At 67.4% G+C, this 19316-nt stretch carries 17 protein-coding genes, 1 tRNA gene and 1 pseudogene; 13 read left to right on the top strand and 6 right to left on the bottom strand.

The genetic code is table 11. The features are described from left to right. Nucleotides 1-2: 2 nt before the first annotated feature. Complete coding sequence (argS, locus tag ACQ86A_RS08170) at nucleotides 3-1679, bottom strand: arginine--tRNA ligase (protein WP_431280049.1); 1677 nt, start codon at nucleotides 1677-1679, stop codon at nucleotides 3-5. A 177-nt stretch (nucleotides 1680-1856) separates the two neighbouring features. Between argS and ACQ86A_RS08165 the strand changes: the two genes are divergently transcribed. Beyond that, nucleotides 1857-2483 carry an iron ABC transporter ATP-binding protein gene (locus ACQ86A_RS08165; protein WP_431280048.1) on the top strand — a complete coding sequence of 209 codons (627 nt, stop codon included), beginning with the start codon at nucleotides 1857-1859 and terminating at the stop codon, nucleotides 2481-2483. 51 nt (nucleotides 2484-2534) lie between these two features. Then, nucleotides 2535-2607 (top strand) — tRNA-Arg (locus tag ACQ86A_RS08160). A 2-nt stretch (nucleotides 2608-2609) separates the two neighbouring features. Here the strand turns inward: ACQ86A_RS08160 and ACQ86A_RS08155 are convergent. Further along, a complete protein-coding gene (locus tag ACQ86A_RS08155) occupies nucleotides 2610-2783 on the bottom strand; it encodes a hypothetical protein (RefSeq protein WP_431280047.1) in 174 nt (57 codons plus the stop codon). A 119-nt stretch (nucleotides 2784-2902) separates the two neighbouring features. Between ACQ86A_RS08155 and ACQ86A_RS08150 the strand changes: the two genes are divergently transcribed. From ACQ86A_RS08150 to ACQ86A_RS08140, 3 genes are all read left to right on the top strand, one after another. Further along, a complete protein-coding gene (locus tag ACQ86A_RS08150) occupies nucleotides 2903-4993 on the top strand; it encodes a DEAD/DEAH box helicase (RefSeq protein WP_431280046.1) in 2091 nt (696 codons plus the stop codon). 29 nt (nucleotides 4994-5022) lie between these two features. Next, the gene (locus ACQ86A_RS08145; protein ID WP_431280045.1) at nucleotides 5023-5817 is read left to right on the top strand and encodes a DEAD/DEAH box helicase; all 795 of its coding nucleotides are present in this window, start codon (nucleotides 5023-5025) and stop codon (nucleotides 5815-5817) included. A gap of 138 nt (nucleotides 5818-5955) precedes the next feature. Continuing rightward, nucleotides 5956-8274, top strand: a complete 2319-nt coding sequence (locus ACQ86A_RS08140) for a transglycosylase domain-containing protein (RefSeq protein ID WP_431280044.1) — start codon at nucleotides 5956-5958, stop codon at nucleotides 8272-8274. Nucleotides 8275-8277: 3 nt separating this feature from the next. Here the strand turns inward: ACQ86A_RS08140 and msrA are convergent, their stop codons facing one another. The 3 genes from msrA to ACQ86A_RS08125 form a co-directional block, all read right to left on the bottom strand. Next, a complete protein-coding gene (gene msrA, locus ACQ86A_RS08135) occupies nucleotides 8278-8793 on the bottom strand; it encodes a peptide-methionine (S)-S-oxide reductase MsrA (RefSeq protein WP_431280043.1) in 516 nt (171 codons plus the stop codon). Next, nucleotides 8793-9254, bottom strand: coding sequence for a peptide-methionine (R)-S-oxide reductase MsrB (msrB, locus tag ACQ86A_RS08130; RefSeq protein ID WP_431280042.1), 462 nt, complete (start codon nucleotides 9252-9254; stop codon nucleotides 8793-8795). The genes msrA and msrB overlap by 1 nt, the downstream gene beginning before the upstream one ends. 67 nt (nucleotides 9255-9321) lie before the next feature. Then, complete coding sequence (locus tag ACQ86A_RS08125; RefSeq protein WP_431280041.1) at nucleotides 9322-10527, bottom strand: mechanosensitive ion channel family protein; 1206 nt, start codon at nucleotides 10525-10527, stop codon at nucleotides 9322-9324. Between the two features lie 111 nt (nucleotides 10528-10638). Here ACQ86A_RS08125 and ACQ86A_RS08120 point away from each other — a divergent pair, with 111 nt between their 5' ends. From ACQ86A_RS08120 to ACQ86A_RS08095, 6 genes and pseudogenes are all read left to right on the top strand, one after another. Then, on the top strand, nucleotides 10639-11634 hold the full coding sequence (locus ACQ86A_RS08120) for an SDR family oxidoreductase (RefSeq protein ID WP_431280040.1): 996 nt from the start codon (nucleotides 10639-10641) through the stop codon (nucleotides 11632-11634). Nucleotides 11635-11792: 158 nt separating this feature from the next. Continuing rightward, complete coding sequence (locus tag ACQ86A_RS08115) at nucleotides 11793-12980, top strand: ROK family protein (protein ID WP_431280039.1); 1188 nt, start codon at nucleotides 11793-11795, stop codon at nucleotides 12978-12980. A gap of 102 nt (nucleotides 12981-13082) precedes the next feature. Next, on the top strand, nucleotides 13083-14420 hold the full coding sequence (locus tag ACQ86A_RS08110; RefSeq protein ID WP_431280038.1) for an ABC transporter substrate-binding protein: 1338 nt from the start codon (nucleotides 13083-13085) through the stop codon (nucleotides 14418-14420). A gap of 178 nt (nucleotides 14421-14598) precedes the next feature. Beyond that, complete coding sequence (locus tag ACQ86A_RS08105) at nucleotides 14599-15399, top strand: carbohydrate ABC transporter permease (RefSeq protein WP_431280037.1); 801 nt, start codon at nucleotides 14599-14601, stop codon at nucleotides 15397-15399. Next, entirely contained in the window at nucleotides 15396-16301 is a 906-nt protein-coding gene (locus tag ACQ86A_RS08100) for a carbohydrate ABC transporter permease (protein WP_431280036.1), read from the top strand. Before ACQ86A_RS08105 ends, ACQ86A_RS08100 begins: the two co-directional genes overlap by 4 nt. Nucleotides 16302-16368: 67 nt before the next feature. Next, nucleotides 16369-17430 (top strand): annotated as a pseudogene (locus tag ACQ86A_RS08095) (6-phospho-beta-glucosidase); the annotation flags it as partial. On the opposite strand, the gene ACQ86A_RS08090 reads toward ACQ86A_RS08095, so the two are convergent. Continuing rightward, the gene (locus ACQ86A_RS08090; protein ID WP_431280035.1) at nucleotides 17415-17555 is read right to left on the bottom strand and encodes a hypothetical protein; all 141 of its coding nucleotides are present in this window, start codon (nucleotides 17553-17555) and stop codon (nucleotides 17415-17417) included. The pseudogene ACQ86A_RS08095 and the gene ACQ86A_RS08090 sit on opposite strands and share 16 nt — an antisense overlap. A 14-nt stretch (nucleotides 17556-17569) precedes the next feature. Between ACQ86A_RS08090 and ACQ86A_RS08085 the strand changes: the two genes are divergently transcribed. Both ACQ86A_RS08085 and ACQ86A_RS08080 read left to right on the top strand, forming a co-directional pair. Further along, entirely contained in the window at nucleotides 17570-18580 is a 1011-nt protein-coding gene (locus ACQ86A_RS08085) for an N-acetylglucosamine kinase (RefSeq protein WP_431280034.1), read from the top strand. Nucleotides 18581-18680: 100 nt separating this feature from the next. Continuing rightward, nucleotides 18681-19307, top strand: a complete 627-nt coding sequence (locus ACQ86A_RS08080) for a protein-L-isoaspartate(D-aspartate) O-methyltransferase (protein WP_431280033.1) — start codon at nucleotides 18681-18683, stop codon at nucleotides 19305-19307. Nucleotides 19308-19316 lie beyond the last annotated feature (9 nt).

Below are 19316 nucleotides of genomic sequence, written 5' to 3'. Positions count from 1 at the left end.
CCTCACATCCGGTCGGGAGCCGATACCCCGAGGAGACCGAGCCCGTTGCGGATGACCTGACCGGTCGCATCGTTCAACCAGAGGCGCGTACGGTGCAGGTCGGTGATCGGCTCCTCGCCGAGGGGGATCACCCGGGTCGCGGCGTACCAGGTGTGGTAGAGCCCGGCGATCTCCTCGAGGTAGCGAGCGACGCGGTGCGGTTCGCGCAGTTCGGCCGCCTGGGCGACGACCCGCGGGAACTCCTGGAGCCCGCCGAGCAGCGCGGACTCGCTCTCGTGGGTGAGCAGCTCGGGCGCGAAGGCGCTGCGGTCGACGCCGGCAGCAGCCGCGTTCGTCTCGACGGAACGGGTGCGGGCGTGCGCATACTGCACGTAGTACACGGGGTTCTCGTTGCTGCGCTTGCTCAGCAGGTCGAGGTCGATGTCGAGCTGCGAGTCGCTGGACGAGCGCACGAGGGCGTAACGCCCCGCGTCCACGCCGACGGCGTCGACCAGGTCGTCGAGGGTGACGATCGTGCCGGCGCGTTTCGACATCTTGACCGGCTGTCCGTCGCGGACCAGGTTGACCATCTGACCGATGAGGATCTGCAAGTTGACGTTCGGCACGTCCCCGAACGCCTCGACCGCGGCCATCAGACGGCCGACGTAGCCGTGGTGGTCGGCGCCCAGCATGATCAGGTTCTGCTCGAAACCACGTTCGCGCTTGTTGAGGTAGTAGCCGAGGTCACCCGAGATGTACGCCGGCTCGCCGTTGCTGCGGATGATGACGCGGTCGCGGTCGTCGCCGAAGGTAGTGGTGCGCAGCCAGATCGCGCCGTCCTCCTCGAAGATGTGGCCCTGCTCGCGCAGCCGCTCGATGGCGCGCTCGACGGCGCCGGACTCGTGCAGCGAGTCCTCGTGGAAGTACACGTCGAAGTCGACGCCGAAGCTGTGGAGCTTCGCCTTGATCTCCGCGAACATCAGCTCGGTCCCGATCGAGCGGAACACCTCCTGCTGCTTGTCGCGCGGCAGCTCGGCGAGGTCGCCGTCGTACGCCGCGACCACCTGGTCGGCGATCTCGCCGATGTATGCGCCGCCGTACCCGTCTTCCGGAGTGGGCTCACCCAGGTGCGCGGCGAGCAGACTCCGCGCGAAGCGATCGATCTGCGAACCGTGATCGTTGAAGTAGTACTCCCGCGTCACCTCGGCGCCCTCGGCCTGCAGGATGCGCGCGAGACTGTCGCCCACGGCGGCCCAGCGCACGCCGCCCATGTGGATCGGGCCGGTGGGGTTCGCCGAGACGAACTCGAGGTTCACGGTGAGGCCGTCGTAGAGGTGCCCGTCGCCGTACGCATCGCCTGCGTCCACGATCGTCTTCGCGAGGAGGCCGGCAGCAGCCGCGTCGAGACGGAAGTTGATGAAGCCGGGACCGGCGACCTCGCTCGACGCGACACCGTCGATCGAGGCCGCCGCCTCGGCGATCTCGGCCGCAAGCTCGCGGGGGTTGGCGTCGATGCGCTTCGCCAGCCGCATGGCCACGTTGGAGGCCCAATCGCCGTGTTCGCGGTTCTTGGGGCGCTCGAGCGGAACGTCGTCGATGGTGACGGTGACCTCGCCCAGGTCGGCGTTCGCCGCGCGACGCCGGTCGACGATCGACGTCACGATATCGAGCAGGGCGGCGGAGAGGTCAGCAGGAGTCACGATCAACGATTCTACCGGGGACACGAATGGGGAGGTGTCAGGCATCGATTGCACCAACGAAGGCATCGGGGGCACGGATGCGATCCACGTCGCTTTGATACAGTCAACGCGACGCGCGCCGAGGCGCTCTCGTTCGCTTCGCGTATCCGCCCACAGCACCAAGAGGAATAAGCCGCCATGGTCGCATCATCCCGCATCCGTCGCACCGTATCCCTTCGAGCCGGTGCCGCTCTCAGTGCCGTGCTCGTCGCCGGACTGGTACTCAGCGGCTGCGCGGACGGCGGCAAGGCGGCGAATTCCGCCACACCGTCGCCGACCAAGACCGCGGACGCCGCGGCCGAGCCAACGGCGACCCCCACGCCGAGCGACCCGCCCACACCGGTCACCCTGACGTGCGACCAGATCCTCACCCCGGACCAGGTCTATGCATACAACCCGAATGTGGGCGTCGCTCCCGACTATGCGCCGAAATCAGGGTCGCTGGAGAAGCAGATCGCGGACTGGAAGGGCGTCGCCTGCGGGCGGATGAACCAGACCAGCAATGAGCTGATCGAGGTCGCCGTCGGGCAGCCGCCGGCGAGCGCCATGGAGGGCCTGAAGAACGCGGCGGTCACCACGAGCCAGCCCGTCCCCACCTACGGAGTGCCTCCGCAGGTGGAGGGGTACTTCAAGCCCGGAACCGCCGGCGAGGTGCAGATCTTCACCGGGAAGTACTGGGTCGTCGCGACATCGACGGCCTTCTTCGAGCCGGGCGACGCCGCTCCGCTCATGGAAGACGTGCTGTCGAACCTGCCCCAGGGCTGACGGCGTCACAACGACACCCGTCGGGGATGCTAGCCTTGACGGGCACTCCTGGCCCCCATAGCTCAGGGGATAGAGCGTCTGCCTCCGGAGCAGAAGGCCGCAGGTTCAAATCCTGCTGGGGGCACCTCAGAAGTCTTCGCGCCCCTCGGCCTCGACATCGAGTGTCTTCTCGTCGGCGGCCCACGCGTCGAGAACGAGGGCGAGCTGGCGTCTCAGCCACTCCGCCTCGAGCAGGGCTTCGGATTCGAGTCGGATCAGCTGCCGAGTTCGTTCCCCGGCGCTTCCAGTGAGATCGTCCATGTGCGTTCCCTTCCGTGACCGAGTCTGGCGCTTCGTCGCTCCGCACACAATGACGCGTTGTTTGCCGGCGGCTCGACCGGGCCTGCAGAGCTGTCGGCCGCGCATGAGAAGGTGGACCCATGCCTGAAGCCGCCTCGACCACCGGGTGGAAGGCGAGCGTCTCTGCTTTGTCGCAGTCGGCTCCCGCCCCGGCGACGGGAACGACTCGGATGGGCTTGCAGTTCGAGTTGCGGGAGCGCACGCGTGCATCATCGGGGCGATGGGATGCGCCGAAGTCGCGCACCGCGACCGCCGACGCCGGACGTGGAATGCTGCGCCTCGGCGTGCGACCCGTGACGCTCAGCGAGACCGGCAACTGGGTGCGGGGCAGCCTCACCTGGACGACCCTCCCCCATCTGCTCAACCGGCTCGGCGTCAGCCGCGAGCAGCATCACTGGTTCGGCCAGTTCGCCGCCCTGCACCGATCGGGGCGGGATGTGTATGTACCCGGCGAGGCGGATTGGCTGTTCATCGACGAGTTCGCCTCTCCGCTGCTCTGGCCGCTCCTTGCCGACGCGGAGAAGCTCGGCATCGCCTTCGTGACCGGCAAACGGGAGACGGATGTGACCGTAGCCGACGGCGCACGGGTCACGGTCGATGCGAGCTCCGATCGGGATGCGACGCTGCGGCTGCGCACCGTGGCCATGGTCGGCGATCGAGCGCATCCGGTGACCCGGGCGGCCGCTGTGGCAGACCACGGGTTGTATGTGTGGGAGTTCGCGCCGGAGCCACGATTCACGCTCGCCCGCACGGCCGCGCCGCTCTCGACCGAGCAGCGCCGCCTGCTCTCCGGACCGGCCGTCATCGATGTGCCCGCCGCTGAGGCCGGCGAATTCCTGCGCGACTACTACCCTCGACTGCAGAGCGTGATCGACGTGGTGAGCACGGATGCGTCCGTCGCCTTCCCCGAGATCCTTCCACCGCTGCTCGTGCTCTCCGCCACCTTCGGCGAGAACGATCGGCTGGAGCTCGGCTGGGGATGGGAGTCGGCCGGTGCGCACGAGGCGCTCGCCGCGCATCCGGTACCCCCGGGCATCACCGCTGCGCTGGGAGAGGAACCGGGCACCGCGGTGCTGTCGGGCGTCGCAGCCGCGGAGTTCGCCGCCGAGGTGCTGCCCGTGCTCGAGCAACGCACCGACCTACGGGTCGATGTGTTCGGCGAGCGTCCCGAGTACCGCGAGCTGACCGAGACCCCGAAGCTCGTGGTCACCACGGTCGAGACGGACAAGCGCGACTGGTTCGATCTCGGCGTGATGGTCACGGTCGCCGGCCGCACGATCCCCTTCACCCCTTTGTTCTCGGCGTTGTCGAAGGGCCGCCCGAAGCTGTTGCTCGTCGACAAGTCGTACCTCTCCCTCAACCAGCCGGTCTTCGACGAACTGAAGCGGCTGATCGACGAGGCCCAGGAGCTCGACGAGTGGGAGCCGGGCGGGCTTCGGATCAGTCGGTACCAGACCGCGCTGTGGTCGGAATTCGTCGAGCTCGCCGACGAGGCGCATCAGGCGGAGGCCTGGCGACGGACCGTCGACGGGCTGCGCGGCATCCGTGACGGTGAGTCGCTCGAGGCGCTCGCGGTGCCCGTATCGGTTCAGGCGGACCTGCGCCCGTATCAGGTCGACGGATTCCGCTGGCTGGCCTTTCTCTGGGAGCACGGACTGGGCGGCATCCTCGCGGACGACATGGGTCTCGGAAAGACGCTGCAAACCCTCGCGCTGATCGCCCACACGCGGGATGTCACACTCCCGGCCGATCGCCGACCGTTCCTCGTGGTCGCGCCGACCTCCGTCGTCTCCAACTGGCAGTCCGAGGCCGCGCGATTCGCGCCTGACCTGGTCGTGCGCGGCATCACGGCCACGGCGGCGAAGAGTCGCGCGAAGCTGAAGGCGCTGGCTGAGGGCGCCGATCTGGTCGTCACGTCGTACGCCCTGTTCCGGCTGGACTTCGCCGCCTATCAGGCAGTCGACTGGGCCGGGCTGATCCTCGACGAGGCCCAGCTAATCAAGAACCGCAGTTCGAAGGCGCACGAGGCGGCCGTGAACCTGAACGCTCCGTTCAAACTCGCCATCACGGGCACCCCGATGGAGAACAACCTGCTCGACATCTGGTCGTTGTTCCGGGTCGTCTCCCCGGACTCCTGCCTCCGCGGCTCGGATTCACGGAGCGGTATCTGAAACCGCTCGCTGCCGGCGAGCGGCCGGATGTGCTCGCCCGGCTGCGCACGCGCATCCGGCCCCTCATGCTGCGACGCACCAAAGAGGCCGTCGCCGCTGAGCTGCCTGAGAAGCAGGAGCAGATTCTCCGGGTCGAGCTCTCGCCGCGGCACCGCCGCCTCTACGACCTGTATCTGCAGCGCGAGCGCCAGAAGTTGCTCGGGCTGGTCGAAGACCTCGACCGCAACCGCTTCATCGTCTTCCGATCGCTGACCCTGCTCCGGATGCTCGCCCTCGACGCCTCGCTTGTGGACGAGCAGTACGCCGGAGTCGCATCGGCGAAACTGGATGTGCTGCTCCAGGAGCTCGACGACGTGATCGCGGGCGGCCACCGCGCCTTGATCTTCAGCCAGTTCACCTCGCTGCTCGACCGGCTCAAGAGCCGACTGGACGAGCGCGGCATCGCGTATTCGTCCCTCGACGGGTCGACGCGACGGCGCGCCGAGGTGATCGACGGGTTCCGCACGGGCGATGCCCCGGTCTTCCTGATCAGCCTGAAGGCCGGCGGATTCGGACTGAACCTGACCGAGGCCGACTACGTCTTCCTGCTCGACCCGTGGTGGAATCCCGCTGCCGAGACGCAGGCCATCGATCGCGCCCACCGCATCGGCCAGACCTCGAACGTGATGGTGTACCGGATGATCGCCACCGACACCATCGAAGAGAAGGTGCTGGCGCTGAAGGATCAGAAAGCCCGACTCTTCGACGCCCTGATGGACGATCCCGGGTCGGCGTTCGGTTCGTCCCTGAGCGCCGACGACATCCGCGGCCTGCTGGAGGAGTAGAACCAGGTCGCACGACGGGTCGACGTCCAGACCCGCCTTCTGATTCATACATGTTCCTCCTAACGTTCTCGGAGGCCGGTCGTCGAGACTTCCCTGTGGCCCGGAACTCCGGGCCGTTCGGCGTGGGAAGGGATGCGTGTGGCGGGGAGCGGTGCGAGGGGTACCGAGGTACTCGGGGCGTGGCTGGCGTTCATCGGCGGATGTGTGGTCGCCGCCCTTCTCGTGGTCGCGGGCGTCGCTCCGTCGATCGCGATGACGTCTTTGTCGGCCGACACGGGAGCGGCGGCGTTCAACAATCTGCCGAGCTACCTGAAGATCCAGCCGCTCGACCAGACCACCACGTTCTACGCGACCCAAGGTGGCCAGCAGGTGCCGATCGCGACGTTCTACGACCAGAACCGGGTCGACGTCACCGCCGCACAGATCCCATCGGTGCTGACGGATGCGCTGCTCGCCACCGAGGACCCGAACTTCTACCAGGAGGGCGGCATCAACGTCACGGGGACGGTGCGAGCCCTCGTCTCGAACTCCACCGGCGGCGACACTCAGGGTGGTTCCTCGATCACGCAGCAGTACGTGAAGAACGTGCTCGTGCAGCGCTGCGAGACCACGATGCGGGTGAATCCCAGCGCGGACAAGAAGGTGGTCGCTGCGCAGCAGGCGGCGTACCAGAAGTGCTATGACGACGCTGCCGGTCCGACCGTCGCGCGCAAGGTGCAGGAGCTGCGCTACGCGATCGGCCTCGACAAGACATACAGCAAGCAGCAGATCCTGGTCGGCTATCTCAACATCGTCGGGTTCGGCGGCCAGGTCTACGGCATCCAGGCCGCGGCGCACTACTACTTCGGTGTCGACGCCGACAAGCTCACCCTGGAGCAGTCGGCCACGCTCGTGGCTATCCTGAACAACCCGGCGAATTTACGGCTCGACCAGTCGGCGGCTGCCAATCCAAGCAGCAACGCCGACAACAAGTTCAAGGCGACGCTCGACCGTCGCAACTACGTGCTCAAGCGGATGCTCACCACGAAGAAGATCACGCAGGCCGAGTACACCGCGGCCGTCGCGACGCCGATCACCCCGACGATCACTCCGGTGAGTTCCGGATGCCAGAGCGCGACCGCGTACGACGCCGGCTTCTTCTGCGACTACGTGCAGAACGTGATCCTCAACGACCCCACCTTCGGAGCGAGCGCCGACGACCGCTCCGCTTTCTTCCGCACGGGCGGCCTGAAGGTGTACACGACGCTGAATCTCGACCTGCAGAACACCGCGCAGGCGGCGCTGAGCAAGTACATCCCCGCGACCAGCTCGAAACTCGATCTCGGAGCCGCCGACGTAGCGATGCAACCAGGATCGGGGCGGATCGTCAACATGGTGCAGAACCGGTCGTTCAACGACAGTTCGACGCCGTCACCCGGTACGACAGCGGTGAATTACTCGACCGACTACGCCTACGGCGGATCCGGCGGATTCCAGACCGGTTCGTCGTTCAAGGCCTTCGACCTTGTCGCATGGCTTCAGGCGGGGCACACCCTCAACGAGACGGTGAACGCAAGTCAGCACACGTATTCGTACGCCGACTTCCCTGCCAGCTGCACCAGCCTCGGCGGCAGGCCCTGGAACGTCACGAACGACGAGAGCAACGAGTCGGGCTCGATGACGGTGCTGAAGGCGACCGCGGACTCGGTGAACACGGCGTTCGCCGACATGGCCACGCAGCTCGACCTCTGCAACATCTCGGACGCCGCGAAGAGCCTGGGCTTGCACACGGCTTCCCCGTCGGAGGCCTGGCAACTGCTGCCATCGATGATCCTCGGCGTCAACACGATCTCCCCGCTCACGATGGCGACGGCATACGCCGGCATCGCGAACGGCGGCACTGTGTGCACGCCTATCGCGATCGATCGGATCGTGATGGCCGACGGCAAGGACCACGCGGTGCCCGCATCGACGTGCACCCAGGCGATCTCCCCCGAGATCGCCGCCGGCGTGAACTACGCGCTCCAAGGCGTCATGACGCACGGCACGGCGACGACGGCGAACCCGCACGACGGCACGCAGCTGATGGGCAAGACCGGAACGACCGACAATTCCGAGCAGAACTGGCTCGTCACCTCGTCGACGACGATCACCAACGCACTCTGGGTGGGCAACGTATCCGGACACGTCGCCCTCCGTCGGCAGACGTTCCTCGGGGTCGGCGGCGGAAACGTGAAGTTCTCGATCGCCAAGCCGATCCTCGGTGCACTGGATGCGGCCTTCCCCGGCGCGAAATTCACGGCCCCGCCCTCTTCGATGCTCGGCGGTGGTGGCGGCGGCAGCACGTCGAACGGCACGGGATCGACGCCATCCCCCGGAGCAACGAATGATCCCGGAAACGCGACGACCCCGACGCCTCAACCGACGGATCCTGTGGAACCGCCGGTCGCGACGCCGGGGCCTGGAACGAACCAGTAGCGACTAGCCGGCTACCTCTTCGCGGTGCGGAAGCTTCCAACCCGGACGCACGTAGTGGCAGGTGTAGCCCCACGGGATGCGCTCCAGGTAGTCCTGGTGCTCGGGCTCGGCCTCCCAGAACGGTCCGGCAGCGGTGACCTCGGTGACGACCTTGCCCGGCCAGAGGCCGGAGGCGTCGACGTCCGCGATGGTGTCCTCCGCGATGCGCTTCTGCTCCTCGTTCTCGTAGAAGATCGCCGAGCGGTAGCTGGTGCCGACATCGTTGCCCTGACGGTTCTTCGTCGACGGGTCGTGGATCTGGAAGAAGAACTCCAGCAGATCGCGGTAGCTGGTCTTCTCGGGGTCGAAGATCACCTCGAGCGCCTCGGCGTGCCCCTTGTGGTTGCGGTACGTGGCGTTCGCCACCTCGCCCCCGGTGTATCCGACGCGGGTGTCCACGACGCCGGGGAGCTTGCGGACCAGGTCCTCGACGCCCCAGAAACATCCTCCGGCGAGGATCGCCTTCTCAGTGGTGGTCATTATCGGGTTGCCTCCTCGGCCTCGAACAGCTTGCGGTAGTCGCCGTAGCCCTCGGACTCGAGGCCGGCGAGCGGGATGAAACGGAGCGCGGCGGAGTTGATGCAGTAGCGCAACCCTCCGGCCTCGGCGGGGCCGTCGTCGAACAGGTGGCCGAGATGGCTGTCACCGTTCGCCGAGCGAACCTCTATGCGGGTCATGCCCCAGCTGCGGTCCTTCTTCTCGACGATGTTCGCCGGGTCGATCGGGACCGTGAAGCTCGGCCAGCCCGAACGGCTGTCGTACTTGTTCACGGATGCGAAGAGCGGCTCCCCGGACACGATGTCCACGTAGATGCCGGCGTCCTTCTTGTCCCAGAACTCGTTGCGGAAGGCCGGCTCTGTCGCCGCCTCCTGGGTGACCTCGTACTGCCTCGGCGTCAGCTTGGAGACAGCCTGCGGGTCCTTGCGATACTCCTGAGTCACTTGTCCTCCTCGGGACGGCGCCGCTGGCTGCGACGCACTCTGGTTGATATAACAAGGTGTCGACCGATTAAGTTCCTCGTTCTGACCCCGTGGTCAGGTCGCCGTCCTCCTCGCGTTGAACGGGGATGGATTCCGTGAATTGGGCGGCCCTCTGCTCGCCGTCCGGGGTGCCGCTGAACAGTCGTCCCTCGTCCTGCGTACGCGCCCGCGGGGGCGGTGGCACCTGCTGCGGCGGGTCGACCACCTCGACACGGGTGCGCGGCAGCGACGCGTAGTTGTACCGCTGCATCCAGTCGATCAGGCGCTCCCGCACGAGGCAGCGGAGGTCGAACAGCGTCGGAGCGTCTTTGGCCGTGACGAGCGCGCGCACCCGGACGAAGCCGCCGACCGCATCCGTCACCTGCAGCACGCTCGTCCGACCGTCCCAGAGGTCTGTCGCGGCCAGGATGCGGTTCAACTCCGACCGCATCCCTCCCGGCGAGACGCGCCAGTCGAGGTCGAACTCGACCGAGCCGAGCAGTTCGCTGTGCTGTCTCGTCCAGTTCTGGAACGGCTTGGTCGTGAAGTATGTCGAAGGGAGCACGAGGCGCCGGTCGTCCCAGATGTGCACGACCACGTAGGTGAGGGTGATCTCCTCGATCGTGCCCCACTCTTGTTCGACCACGACGGCGTCGTCGATGCGGATCGCGTCGCTGAACGCGATCTGGATGCCGGCGAACAGGTTGGCGAGCGACGACTGGGCCGCGACACCGGCGATGATCCCGATGACGCCCGCGGACGCGAGCAGGCTCGCCCCGGCGGCCTGCAGGGCGGGGAAGGTCAGGAGCACGGCGCCCAGACCGATCACGACGGCGGCCACGACCGTGAGCCGCCGGATGATCAGCACCTGGGTGCGCACCTTGCGGGCGTAGCGGTTGTCGGGAACGTCGAGGCGGTACCGGGCCAGCCCGAGATCTTCCACGTACACGGCCAGTGCGGCGCCGAGCCAGACACCGGTCGTGATCGCGGCGATCAGGAAGGCGTGATTCAGGTTGTCGCGCCATCCTTCATCCACATCCGCCGGCAGCGAGATCGTCAGCGCGATCCAGAGCACCACGACGAGCAAGAAGCCGCGGAACGGGATACGCACCCGCCTGATCAGCAGTTTCGCCCACTCCTGGCGTCGCGCAGCCACCCGGAACGGGATGCTGACGATCGCGGTGATGACGACGGCCACGAGAATCGCGACGATGCAGGCCACCGCGAAACCGGGCCAGGAACGCAACACGAACACAGTAGAGGGACTCCTTCGGGTCGATGGCTGTGCCGCGAAGTGTACGCGTGTGCGAACCCTCCCGTCTGCTCGCTACGCTGAACCCCGGAAGGCACGAGCAAAGGAGCGGGGATGGCAGTGACACGGACACTCTTCATCGGCGGCACGGGAGTCATCAGCTCGGCCTGTGTGACGCAGGCGCTCGAGAAGGGGCACGAGGTCACGGTGATCAACCGGGGCACCTCGAGCCTGCGGCCGCTTCCCGCCGGCGTCGAGGTGCTGCACGCGGACATCCGGGACCCGCAGTCCGTGCACGCGGTGCTGGGCGAGCGCAGCTTCGACGTCGCCGCCGAGTTCCTTGCGTTCACGCCCGAGCACATCCGCACCGATCTCGAGCTCTTCGAGGGACGCGTCGGACAGTACGTCTTCATCAGTTCGGCGTCGGCGTACCAGACGCCGCCCCAGCGAATGCCCGTCACCGAGTCGACTCCCCTGCGCAACCCGTTCTGGCAGTACTCGCGCGACAAGATCGCCTGCGAGGACCTGCTCGTGGAGGCGTATCGCGAGCGCGGCTTCCCCATCACGATCGTGCGCCCGTCGCACACCTACGACCAGACGATGATCCCGACGAGCGGCGGCTGGACCGATCTCGACCGGATGCGCCGCGGCGCGCCCGTCGTCGTGCACGGCGACGGCACGAGCCTCTGGACGATCACGCACAACACCGACTTCGCTGTCGCCTTCGTCGGCCTCCTCGGCCTGCCCGCCGCCATCGGCGACTCGTTCCACATCACCTCCGACGAGGCCCCGACGTGGAACCAGATCTACAGCTACCTCGCGGAGGGCCTCGGCGTCGAGGCCGACCTCGTGCACGTGGCCAGCGAATCCATCGCCGCTGTCGTCCCGTCTCTCGGCCCGGGCCTGATCGGCGACAAAGCCAACTCGATGGTGTTCGACAACAGCAAGGTGAAGGCGCTCGTCCCCGAGTTCCAGGCGCGCATTCCCTTCGCGCACGGTGCCGGCGAGATCGTCGAGTGGTATCTCGCCGACGCCTCGCGTCAGCACGTCGACCGCGACCTCGACGCCGCCTTCGATCGCCTCGCCGATCACGCGCGCGCCTTCGGGTAGACCTCCCGCTTCGAACGTTCTCCACCGACAGGGTTCCCATCACGGGGGCCCTGTCGTCGTTGCGCCCGGTGCCGTTCCCGAAACAGGCTCTTTACTGATAAGAAACTTTCCTGATACATTCGTCCCACACACTTGTTCCAACGAAGGGATGTGCTGTCATGGCGTCTAAGCCGGTACCGGGAACCCCCTCCTGGCTTCGCGAGACCAATGACCGCACAGCGCTCTCGCTCCTCCTGGAGCATGGCGTCCTGACCCGCAACCGCATCGGCGAGCTCTCGGGACTCTCGAAGCCGACCGCCGCTCAGATGGTGTCGCGCCTCGAGACCGCCGGGCTCATCCACGCTGTCGGCGAGGTCTCTGGAGGACGCGGTCCGAACGCGGCCAGTTACGCCGTGCGCACCGACAGGATGCTCGGTGTCGCCATCGACATCGACTACCACGTGATGCGGTCGACGGTCGTGGATGCGAGCGGTCACGAGCATCCCATCGCCACCACTCCCCTGGCACGCGCGGCACGCGAGCGCTCCCCCGAAGCGGATGTGCGAACGGCGGTCGACGCGGCCTGCGCCGCTGCCGGAATCGCCAGCGCCACTGTGAGTGCCGTCTGCATCGGCGTGCAGGGGGCGCTCGATCCGCGAACCGACGAACTCAGCTTCATCGAGACGCTCCCCGGCTGGCCCAAGAAGGGCATCCGCAAGCACCTCGAAGACGCGCTCGGCCTGGCCGTGCACATCGACAACGACGTGAATCTGGCCGCGATCGCCGAACGCACCGACGGCGCCGGCCGCGACACGGGCGGTTTCGCGCTCCTCTGGATGGGCGAAGGCCTCGGCCTCTCGGTCGACCAGGGCGGCTCGGTGCATCGCGGAGCATCCGGAGGCGCCGGCGAGATCGGCTACCTGCCCATCCCCCGCAGCGCCGCTGAGCTCGACCCCGCCGCCGCCGACCTGCAAGACCTCATCGGCGGCCCGACCGTCGCCCGCCTGGCCCGGGGGCTCGGGATGCGCGGCCGCACTTACGCGGCCCTCGTCGAGTCCATCGCGGCCGCCCCCAGCGCCGAGCGCGAGACCCTCCTGGCGGAACTGGCACCGCGCGTCGCCGTCGGGGTGGTTCCCGTTCTCGCGCTCCTCGACCCGGAACTGGTCGTGCTGGGCGGACCGACGGGGAGCGCCGGCGGTGCTCGGCTGGCCGAGCTGGTCGGCAAGCAGCTCCGCAAGGCGTGGGGCTCGTCGAAAGTCGTCGTGACGGGCGTTCCGGAGCATCCTGTGCTCCGCGGCGCCCGGGAACACCTGCTCGCGGAGGTGCGCACCGCGCTCTTCGCCGAAGTGTCGAGGATCTCCGCCTAGCGGATCACCGGCAAGCTCCACCCGAACACCGCACCGACACCATCCCGCAACCCACCACATCCTGAAGCACCATCACGAACCGGAATCAGTGAGGACACCACCGTGAAACACCGCTCTCAACGCATTCTCGCCGCCGCGGCGTTCACCGCCGTCGCGGCCCTGGCCCTGGCCGGTTGCTCCGGCGGGGGCAGCAGCGCCTCCTTCGAGGCGAGCGCTCCGAAAGAACTCTCCGGAAACGTGTCGTTCTGGCACTTCTTCTCCGACCGGGAGGCCAAGGTCATCCAATCGGTGGTCGACGACTTCGAGAAGAAGTACCCGAAGGTCAAGGTGGACGTGCACGCCGGCCAGGACGACGAGAAGCTGCAGAAGGCCATCGCCACCGGCAGCAAGGTCGACGTCGGCCTCTCGTACTCGACCGACATCGTCGGCAACTTCTGCTCGAACGGCGCGTTCCGCAGCCTCAACAAGGTGATCGAACGCGACGGCGTCGACATGAGCCAGTTCTCGCCAACGGTGAAGTCGTACACGGAGTTCAACGGCACGCGCTGCGCGATGCCGATGCTCGCCGACGTCTACGGCCTGTACTACAACAAGGACCTGCTCGCAGCGGCCGGGTACACCGAGGCGCCGAAGACGCTCACCGAACTCGAGACGATGGCCGACAAGCTGACCACGTACAACGCCGACGGCTCGATCAAGACCCTCGGCTTCAACCCGACCATGGGCTGGTATGAGAACGCAGCCGCCCACTACGGACCGTCGGCGGGAGCCGAGTGGCTGAAGTCCGACGGCACCAGCGCGATCAGCGCCAGCCCCGGCTGGACCGACCTCATCGAGTGGCAGAAGGCCTACGTCGACAAGATCGGCTGGGACAAACTGAACAAGTTCACGTCGGGACTCGGCCAGGAGTTCTCCGCCGACAACGCGTTCCAGACCGGTCAGGTCGCCATGAACCTCGATGGCGAGTACCGCACCGCGTTCATCGACGATCAGGCCAAAGACCTGAACTACGGCACCGCGCCCTTCCCGACGACCGACAACCACACCGAGCTCTACGGCGGCGGGTACATGACGGGCAACATCATCGGCATCTCGAAGGGCTCCAAGCAGCCTGAGCTCGCCTGGGCCCTGCTCAAGTACCTGACGACCGACACGGATGCGCTGGTCAAGCTCGGCAACGGCCTCAAGAACGTGCCGACCACGACCGACGCGCTCAACTCGCCAAAGCTCGAGGTCTCCGACCAGTACAAGACATTCCTCGACATCGCGTCCAACAAGAACGTCGCGACGACGCCCGCCAGCCCGCTCGGCGCCGGCTACCAGCAGTCGTTCCAGGACTTCTGGAACAAGTACCAGACCCAGGGCGGCGACCTCCAGGCAGGCCTGAAGGACGTCGACAAGCAGATCAACGACGCCCTCGCCCTGACCACCGGTCCGTGACGATGACGAGCACTGCTGTACGCGAGGGGCGGACGGTCGCCGTCCGCCCTCGCGGGAGCGCACCAAGCGCAAACTCGTCACGCTGGCGCTGCTGGCGCCGGCCCTGCTGGGACTCGCGATCTTCTTCGTCTACCCGCTGATCGCATCCGTCTACTACTCGTTCACCCGGTACGACCTCGTGTCGGCGCCGCAGTGGATCGGTCTCCGCAACTACCAGTACCTCTTCACGCAGGACCCGAAGGTCGTCGAGGCGACCCTCAACACGCTGTGGTTCGTTGTGATCTGGGTGCCGGTGAAACTCATCTTCGCCCTGCTCGTCGCGGGCCTGCTCGCCCGGGCGAAGCGTGCTTCGGGAATCTGGCGCACGATCTTCTACCTGCCGGCCCTCGTGCCCCCGGTCGCCTCGGTCGTGGCGTTCGTGTTCCTGTTCAACCCCGGCACCGGCCCGGTGAACCAGATCCTCAAGGTGTTCGGGATCGACGGACCGCTCTGGTTCAACGACCCGGCCTGGTCGAAGCCGTCCCTCGTACTGCTCGGCGTGTGGGTCATGGGCGACATCATGATCATCTTCCTGGCCGCGCTGCTCGACGTGTCGAAGGAGCAGTACGAAGCGGCATCGCTCGACGGCGCCAACGGCATCCAGAAAGCTCGGTACGTCACGCTGCCGAGCATCGGCCCGGTGCTGCTGTTCTCGCTCGTGACCGGGGTGATCGCGGCGATCCAGTACTTCACCGAAGCGGCCGTCGCATCCGGGGTCGCCTCGGGCAAGGCCGTGATCGGCGAAGGGATCAGCAACAACCTGGGCTACCCCGAGGGCTCGCTGCTCACGTACACGCAGTGGCTCTACGTCCGCGGCTTCGGTACCTACCAGCTCGGCTACGCCTCGGCTCTCGCGGTGCTGCTGTTCGTGGTCGCCGCGGTCATCCTCATCCTCCTGCTCCGCCGCTTCAAGGCGTTCACCCCGGAAGGCGCACAATGACCTCCGCAACCCTGACGCCCCCGAAAGCGTCACCGACCCCGCGTGGACCCAGCCGCATCCCGACACCCAGGTCGCTACGCACCCGGCGCACGCTCGCTTGGATCGGCGAGAACGCCGTGCTCGTCGTACTGGCGATCCTCTTCATCGCGCCGATCGTGTTCGTGTTCCTGACCTCGCTGATGTCGAGCGAGCAGACGCTGACGGCGTCGCTCTGGCCCCAGCCGTTCAAGTGGGACAACTACGTCAAGGTCTTCACGACGGTCCCGCTGCTGCAGTGGTTCGGCAACTCGGCGATCTACGCCGTGCTGGCGACGGTCTTCATGCTCGCCTCGAGCGTTCCGGCTGCCTACGCGCTGGCGAAGATCAAGTTCCGGGGTGCCAACGTGCTGTTCACCGTGATCATCATCGCGATGCTGCTGCCGCCCCAGGTGACCGCCATCCCGATCTATGTGATGTGGTCGCAGCTGAACCTGACCGGAACGCTGTGGCCGCTCATCCTGCCGAACCTGCTCGGCGACGCGTTCTCGATCTTCCTGCTGCGGCAGTTCTTCCTGACGATCCCGAGCGAGTACGCGGATGCGGCCCGCATCGACGGCAACGGCGAGTTCGGCGTGCTCTGGCGCGTCGTGCTGCCGATGGCGAAGCCGGGCATCGCGGCCACCGCGATCTTCATGTTCTTCAACTCGTGGAACGACTACTACGGTCCGCTGCTCTACACCTCGGAGAACCCCGACAACTGGCCCGTCGCGTACGGTCTGGCGTCCTTCCGAGGCGTCCACGGCACCGACTGGGGCCTGACGATGACGATGACGATGCTCGTCACGATCCCCGTCGTCATCATCTTCTTCTTCGCCCAACGCGTTTTCGTCGAGGGCATCACTCTGACCGGCGTGAAGGGATAGCCGTGAAATTAGCCGTCGTCGGTGGAGGTTCCACCTACACCCCGAACTCATCGACGGGTTCGCCCGGATGCGCGACATCCTCCCCATCGAGGAGCTCTGGCTCGTCGACACCGACCCCGAGCGCCTGCGCCTGGTCGGCGGCATGAGCGACAGGATGTTCCGAGCCGCGGGACACACCGGCCGCATCGTCCTGACCAGCGACCTCGTGGCGGGTGTCGCCGACGCGGATGCGGTGCTCATCCAGCTGCGGGTCGGCGGCCAGGCCGCCCGCCACGGGGATGAGACGTTCCCGCACGAATGCGGGACCATCGGCCAGGAGACCACGGGCCCCGGCGGCTTCGCCAAGGCGCTGCGCACGGTCCCGGTCGTGCTGCGGGTCGCCGAGACCGTGCGCAAGCACGCCAAGCCGGACGCCTGGATCGTCGACTTCACCAACCCCGTCGGCATCGTCACGCGCGCGCTCCTGCAGGAAGGCCATCGCGCCGTCGGACTCTGCAATGTCGCGATCGGATTCCAGCGCCGGTTCGCGAACCTGCTCGGCGTCGACCACACCGCGATCACGCTCGGGCATGTCGGCCTCAACCACCTCACCTGGGAACGGGCAGCCTATGTGACGGATGCGAACGGCACGCACGACGCGCTGCCCGCCCTCATCGACACGCAACTGGGGCTGCTGGCCGAGGAGATCGAGCTGCCCGCATCCCTCATCTCGATGCTCGGCAACGTTCCCTCGTACTACCTGCGCTATTACTACGCGCACGACGAGGTGCTGCGCGAACAGCTCGGTGCGCCCACCCGGGCCGAGGCGGTGCTCGAGGTCGAACATGCCCTCCTCGAGCTGTACGCCGATCCCGCCGTCGACACAAAGCCCGAGGCGCTCGCTCAGCGCGGTGGCGCGTTCTACTCTGAGGCCGCGGTCGACCTGATCGCCTCCCTGCGGAGCGACCGGCGAGACACCCAGGTCGTGAACCTGCGGAATAACGGCTCGCTTCCTTTCCTGCCCGACGACCACGTGATCGAGGTGCCGGCGATCGTCGGCGCCGACGGGCTGGAGGCGCTGCCGATCGAACCGGTGGCCGACGACATCCGGGGCCTCATCTCGCACGTCGCCGGCTACGAGAGGCTCGCGCTCGATGCCGCCGTCAGCGGTGGACGCGAACGGGTCTTGCGAGCGATGATGGCCCACCCCTGGTCGGGCAGTTCGACCGTGCCGAGAAGCTCACCGATCTGCTCATCGCGGGCAATCGCGATCACCTGGCCTGGGCGAAATGACCGGGCACGCTGCGGGCGGGGCCACACCGCTGCCCATCGTCATCGCCGTCGACGGCGGCGGATCGAAGACGGATGCCGTCGCCATCGACCTCGACGGAACGCTCATCGCGAGCGCGCGCGGCACGACGTCGAGCCCGCACATCATCGGGATGCCTCGGGCGGTCGAACTCATCGACGGTCTGATCGACGAACTCCTTACGCAGACCGGTCCGCGGACGATCGCCCAGACGAATGTCTACGTCTCCGGACTCGACCTCCCCGCCGAGGTCGCGGCGTTCAAGACGGCTCTGGTCGGCAGCGCCTGGGCCGACGCCGTCGTCGACAACGACCTGTTCGCGCTCCTCAGAGCCGGCACGGGCGAGCCCGATGCGGTCGCTGTCGTCTGCGGCACCGGCATCAACGCGGTCGGCGTCCGCGCCGACGGTCTGGTGATCCGCTATCCGTCGCTCGGAATCATCTCGGGAGACTGGGGAGGCGGCTGGCATCTCGGTGAGCAGGCGCTCTGGCACGCGGCCCGCGCTGCCGACGGACGGGGCCCCGAGACCTCGCTCGTCGCGGCGATTCCCGCGGTGTACGGGCTGGACACCCTGCAGGACGTGATCGAAGGCCTGCACTTCGAGCGCATCCCGAACTCCGACCTCGCGCAGATCTCGCCCGCCGTGTTCGATGCGGCACGGGCCGGGGATGCTGTCGCCGGCTCGCTCGTCGACCGCCAAGCCGACGAGATAGTCACCTTCGCTGCCACCACGTTGCGCCGCCTCGACCGGCTCGACCGACCGGTTCCTGTCGTCCTCGGTGGCGGGGTGATCGGCGCCAGGGACGAACGACTGCTGGCGGCGATCGTGAGCGGACTGGCGGCGGAGGCCCCGCTCGCCCACATCGAGCTGGTGACCGCTGCGCCGATCCTCGGGGCGGCACTGCTCGCGCTCGAAGGCGCGGGCGCGCACTCGGCGCTGAGCCGGGCGCGCGAACAGCTCGAATCGCGGCAAGCGGTGCCTGTGGCGTAGCCGCGATCGCGCCTCGCACAGGGTGCGTGCCTCCCGTTAGCGTGGTTCACTGGCATCGGGAGGCGGTACGCGAACGGACTTCGAGCTCGAGCGCAGGCGGATGGTCGAGCGGCAGCTCGTCCCCCGCGGGATCGTGGACCAGCGGGTCCTCGACGCGATGGCGCGCGTGCCCCGGCACCTCTTCGTGCCTCCGGATGCGGCGGCGTACGCGTACGACGACCATCCGCTGCCGATCGGCGACGGTCAGACGATCTCGCAGCCGTACATCGTGGCGCTCATGCTGCAGGAGGCACGGATCGGCCCGTTCGACACGGTCCTCGACGTCGGGACGGGCTCAGGATACGCGGCCGCGGTCACCGCCGAGCTGGCGGCCCGCGTCGTGAGCATCGAACGGCATCCCGCATTGGCCTCCGACGCTGCCGCCACCCTCGCTGCACTCGGATACGACGTCTCGGTCGTGACCGGGGACGGCTCGCTCGGCTGGCCGGAAGCAGCGCCATACGATGCGATCGTGGCGGCCGCGACGAGCCCGGCCGTCCCCGAGGCCTGGCGCGACCAGCTCGCCGTCGGCGGTCGCGTCGTCGTGCCGATCGGCCGCACCCGGGGCGCCCAGCACCTCGCGCTGTTCGAGCGCCGGGCCGACGGGATGCTGACGGAGACGAACCTGGGCGCGGTCGCCTTCGTGCCGCTGCTCGGCGAACAGGGCTGGCCGGTGGAGGACGCGTAGAACGGCGAC

Origin of the sequence: Leifsonia poae (assembly GCF_050632195.1) — a bacterium.
In the GTDB taxonomy this organism is placed as follows: domain Bacteria; phylum Actinomycetota; class Actinomycetes; order Actinomycetales; family Microbacteriaceae; genus Leifsonia; species Leifsonia poae_C.
The sequence above is the reverse complement of the archived record's forward strand: the minus strand, read 5'-3'. Positions and strand labels throughout refer to the sequence as shown.

Bases quoted from the DNA above. Each gene is read 5' to 3' on its own strand.
- ACQ86A_RS08165 (WP_431280048.1), top strand. From the start codon at position 1,857: ATGGTCGCATCATCCCGCATCCGTCGCACCGTATCCCTTCGAGCCGGT.
- ACQ86A_RS08155 (WP_431280047.1), bottom strand. From the start codon at position 2,783: ATGGACGATCTCACTGGAAGCGCCGGGGAACGAACTCGGCAGCTGATC.
- ACQ86A_RS08150 (WP_431280046.1), top strand. From the start codon at position 2,903: ATGCCTGAAGCCGCCTCGACCACCGGGTGGAAGGCGAGCGTCTCTGCT.
- msrA (WP_431280043.1), bottom strand. From the start codon at position 8,793: ATGACCACCACTGAGAAGGCGATCCTCGCCGGAGGATGTTTCTGGGGC.
- ACQ86A_RS08120 (WP_431280040.1), top strand. From the start codon at position 10,639: ATGGCAGTGACACGGACACTCTTCATCGGCGGCACGGGAGTCATCAGC.
- ACQ86A_RS08115 (WP_431280039.1), top strand. From the start codon at position 11,793: ATGGCGTCTAAGCCGGTACCGGGAACCCCCTCCTGGCTTCGCGAGACC.
- ACQ86A_RS08100 (WP_431280036.1), top strand. From the start codon at position 15,396: ATGACCTCCGCAACCCTGACGCCCCCGAAAGCGTCACCGACCCCGCGT.
- ACQ86A_RS08085 (WP_431280034.1), top strand. From the start codon at position 17,570: ATGACCGGGCACGCTGCGGGCGGGGCCACACCGCTGCCCATCGTCATC.
- ACQ86A_RS08080 (WP_431280033.1), top strand. From the start codon at position 18,681: ATGGTCGAGCGGCAGCTCGTCCCCCGCGGGATCGTGGACCAGCGGGTC.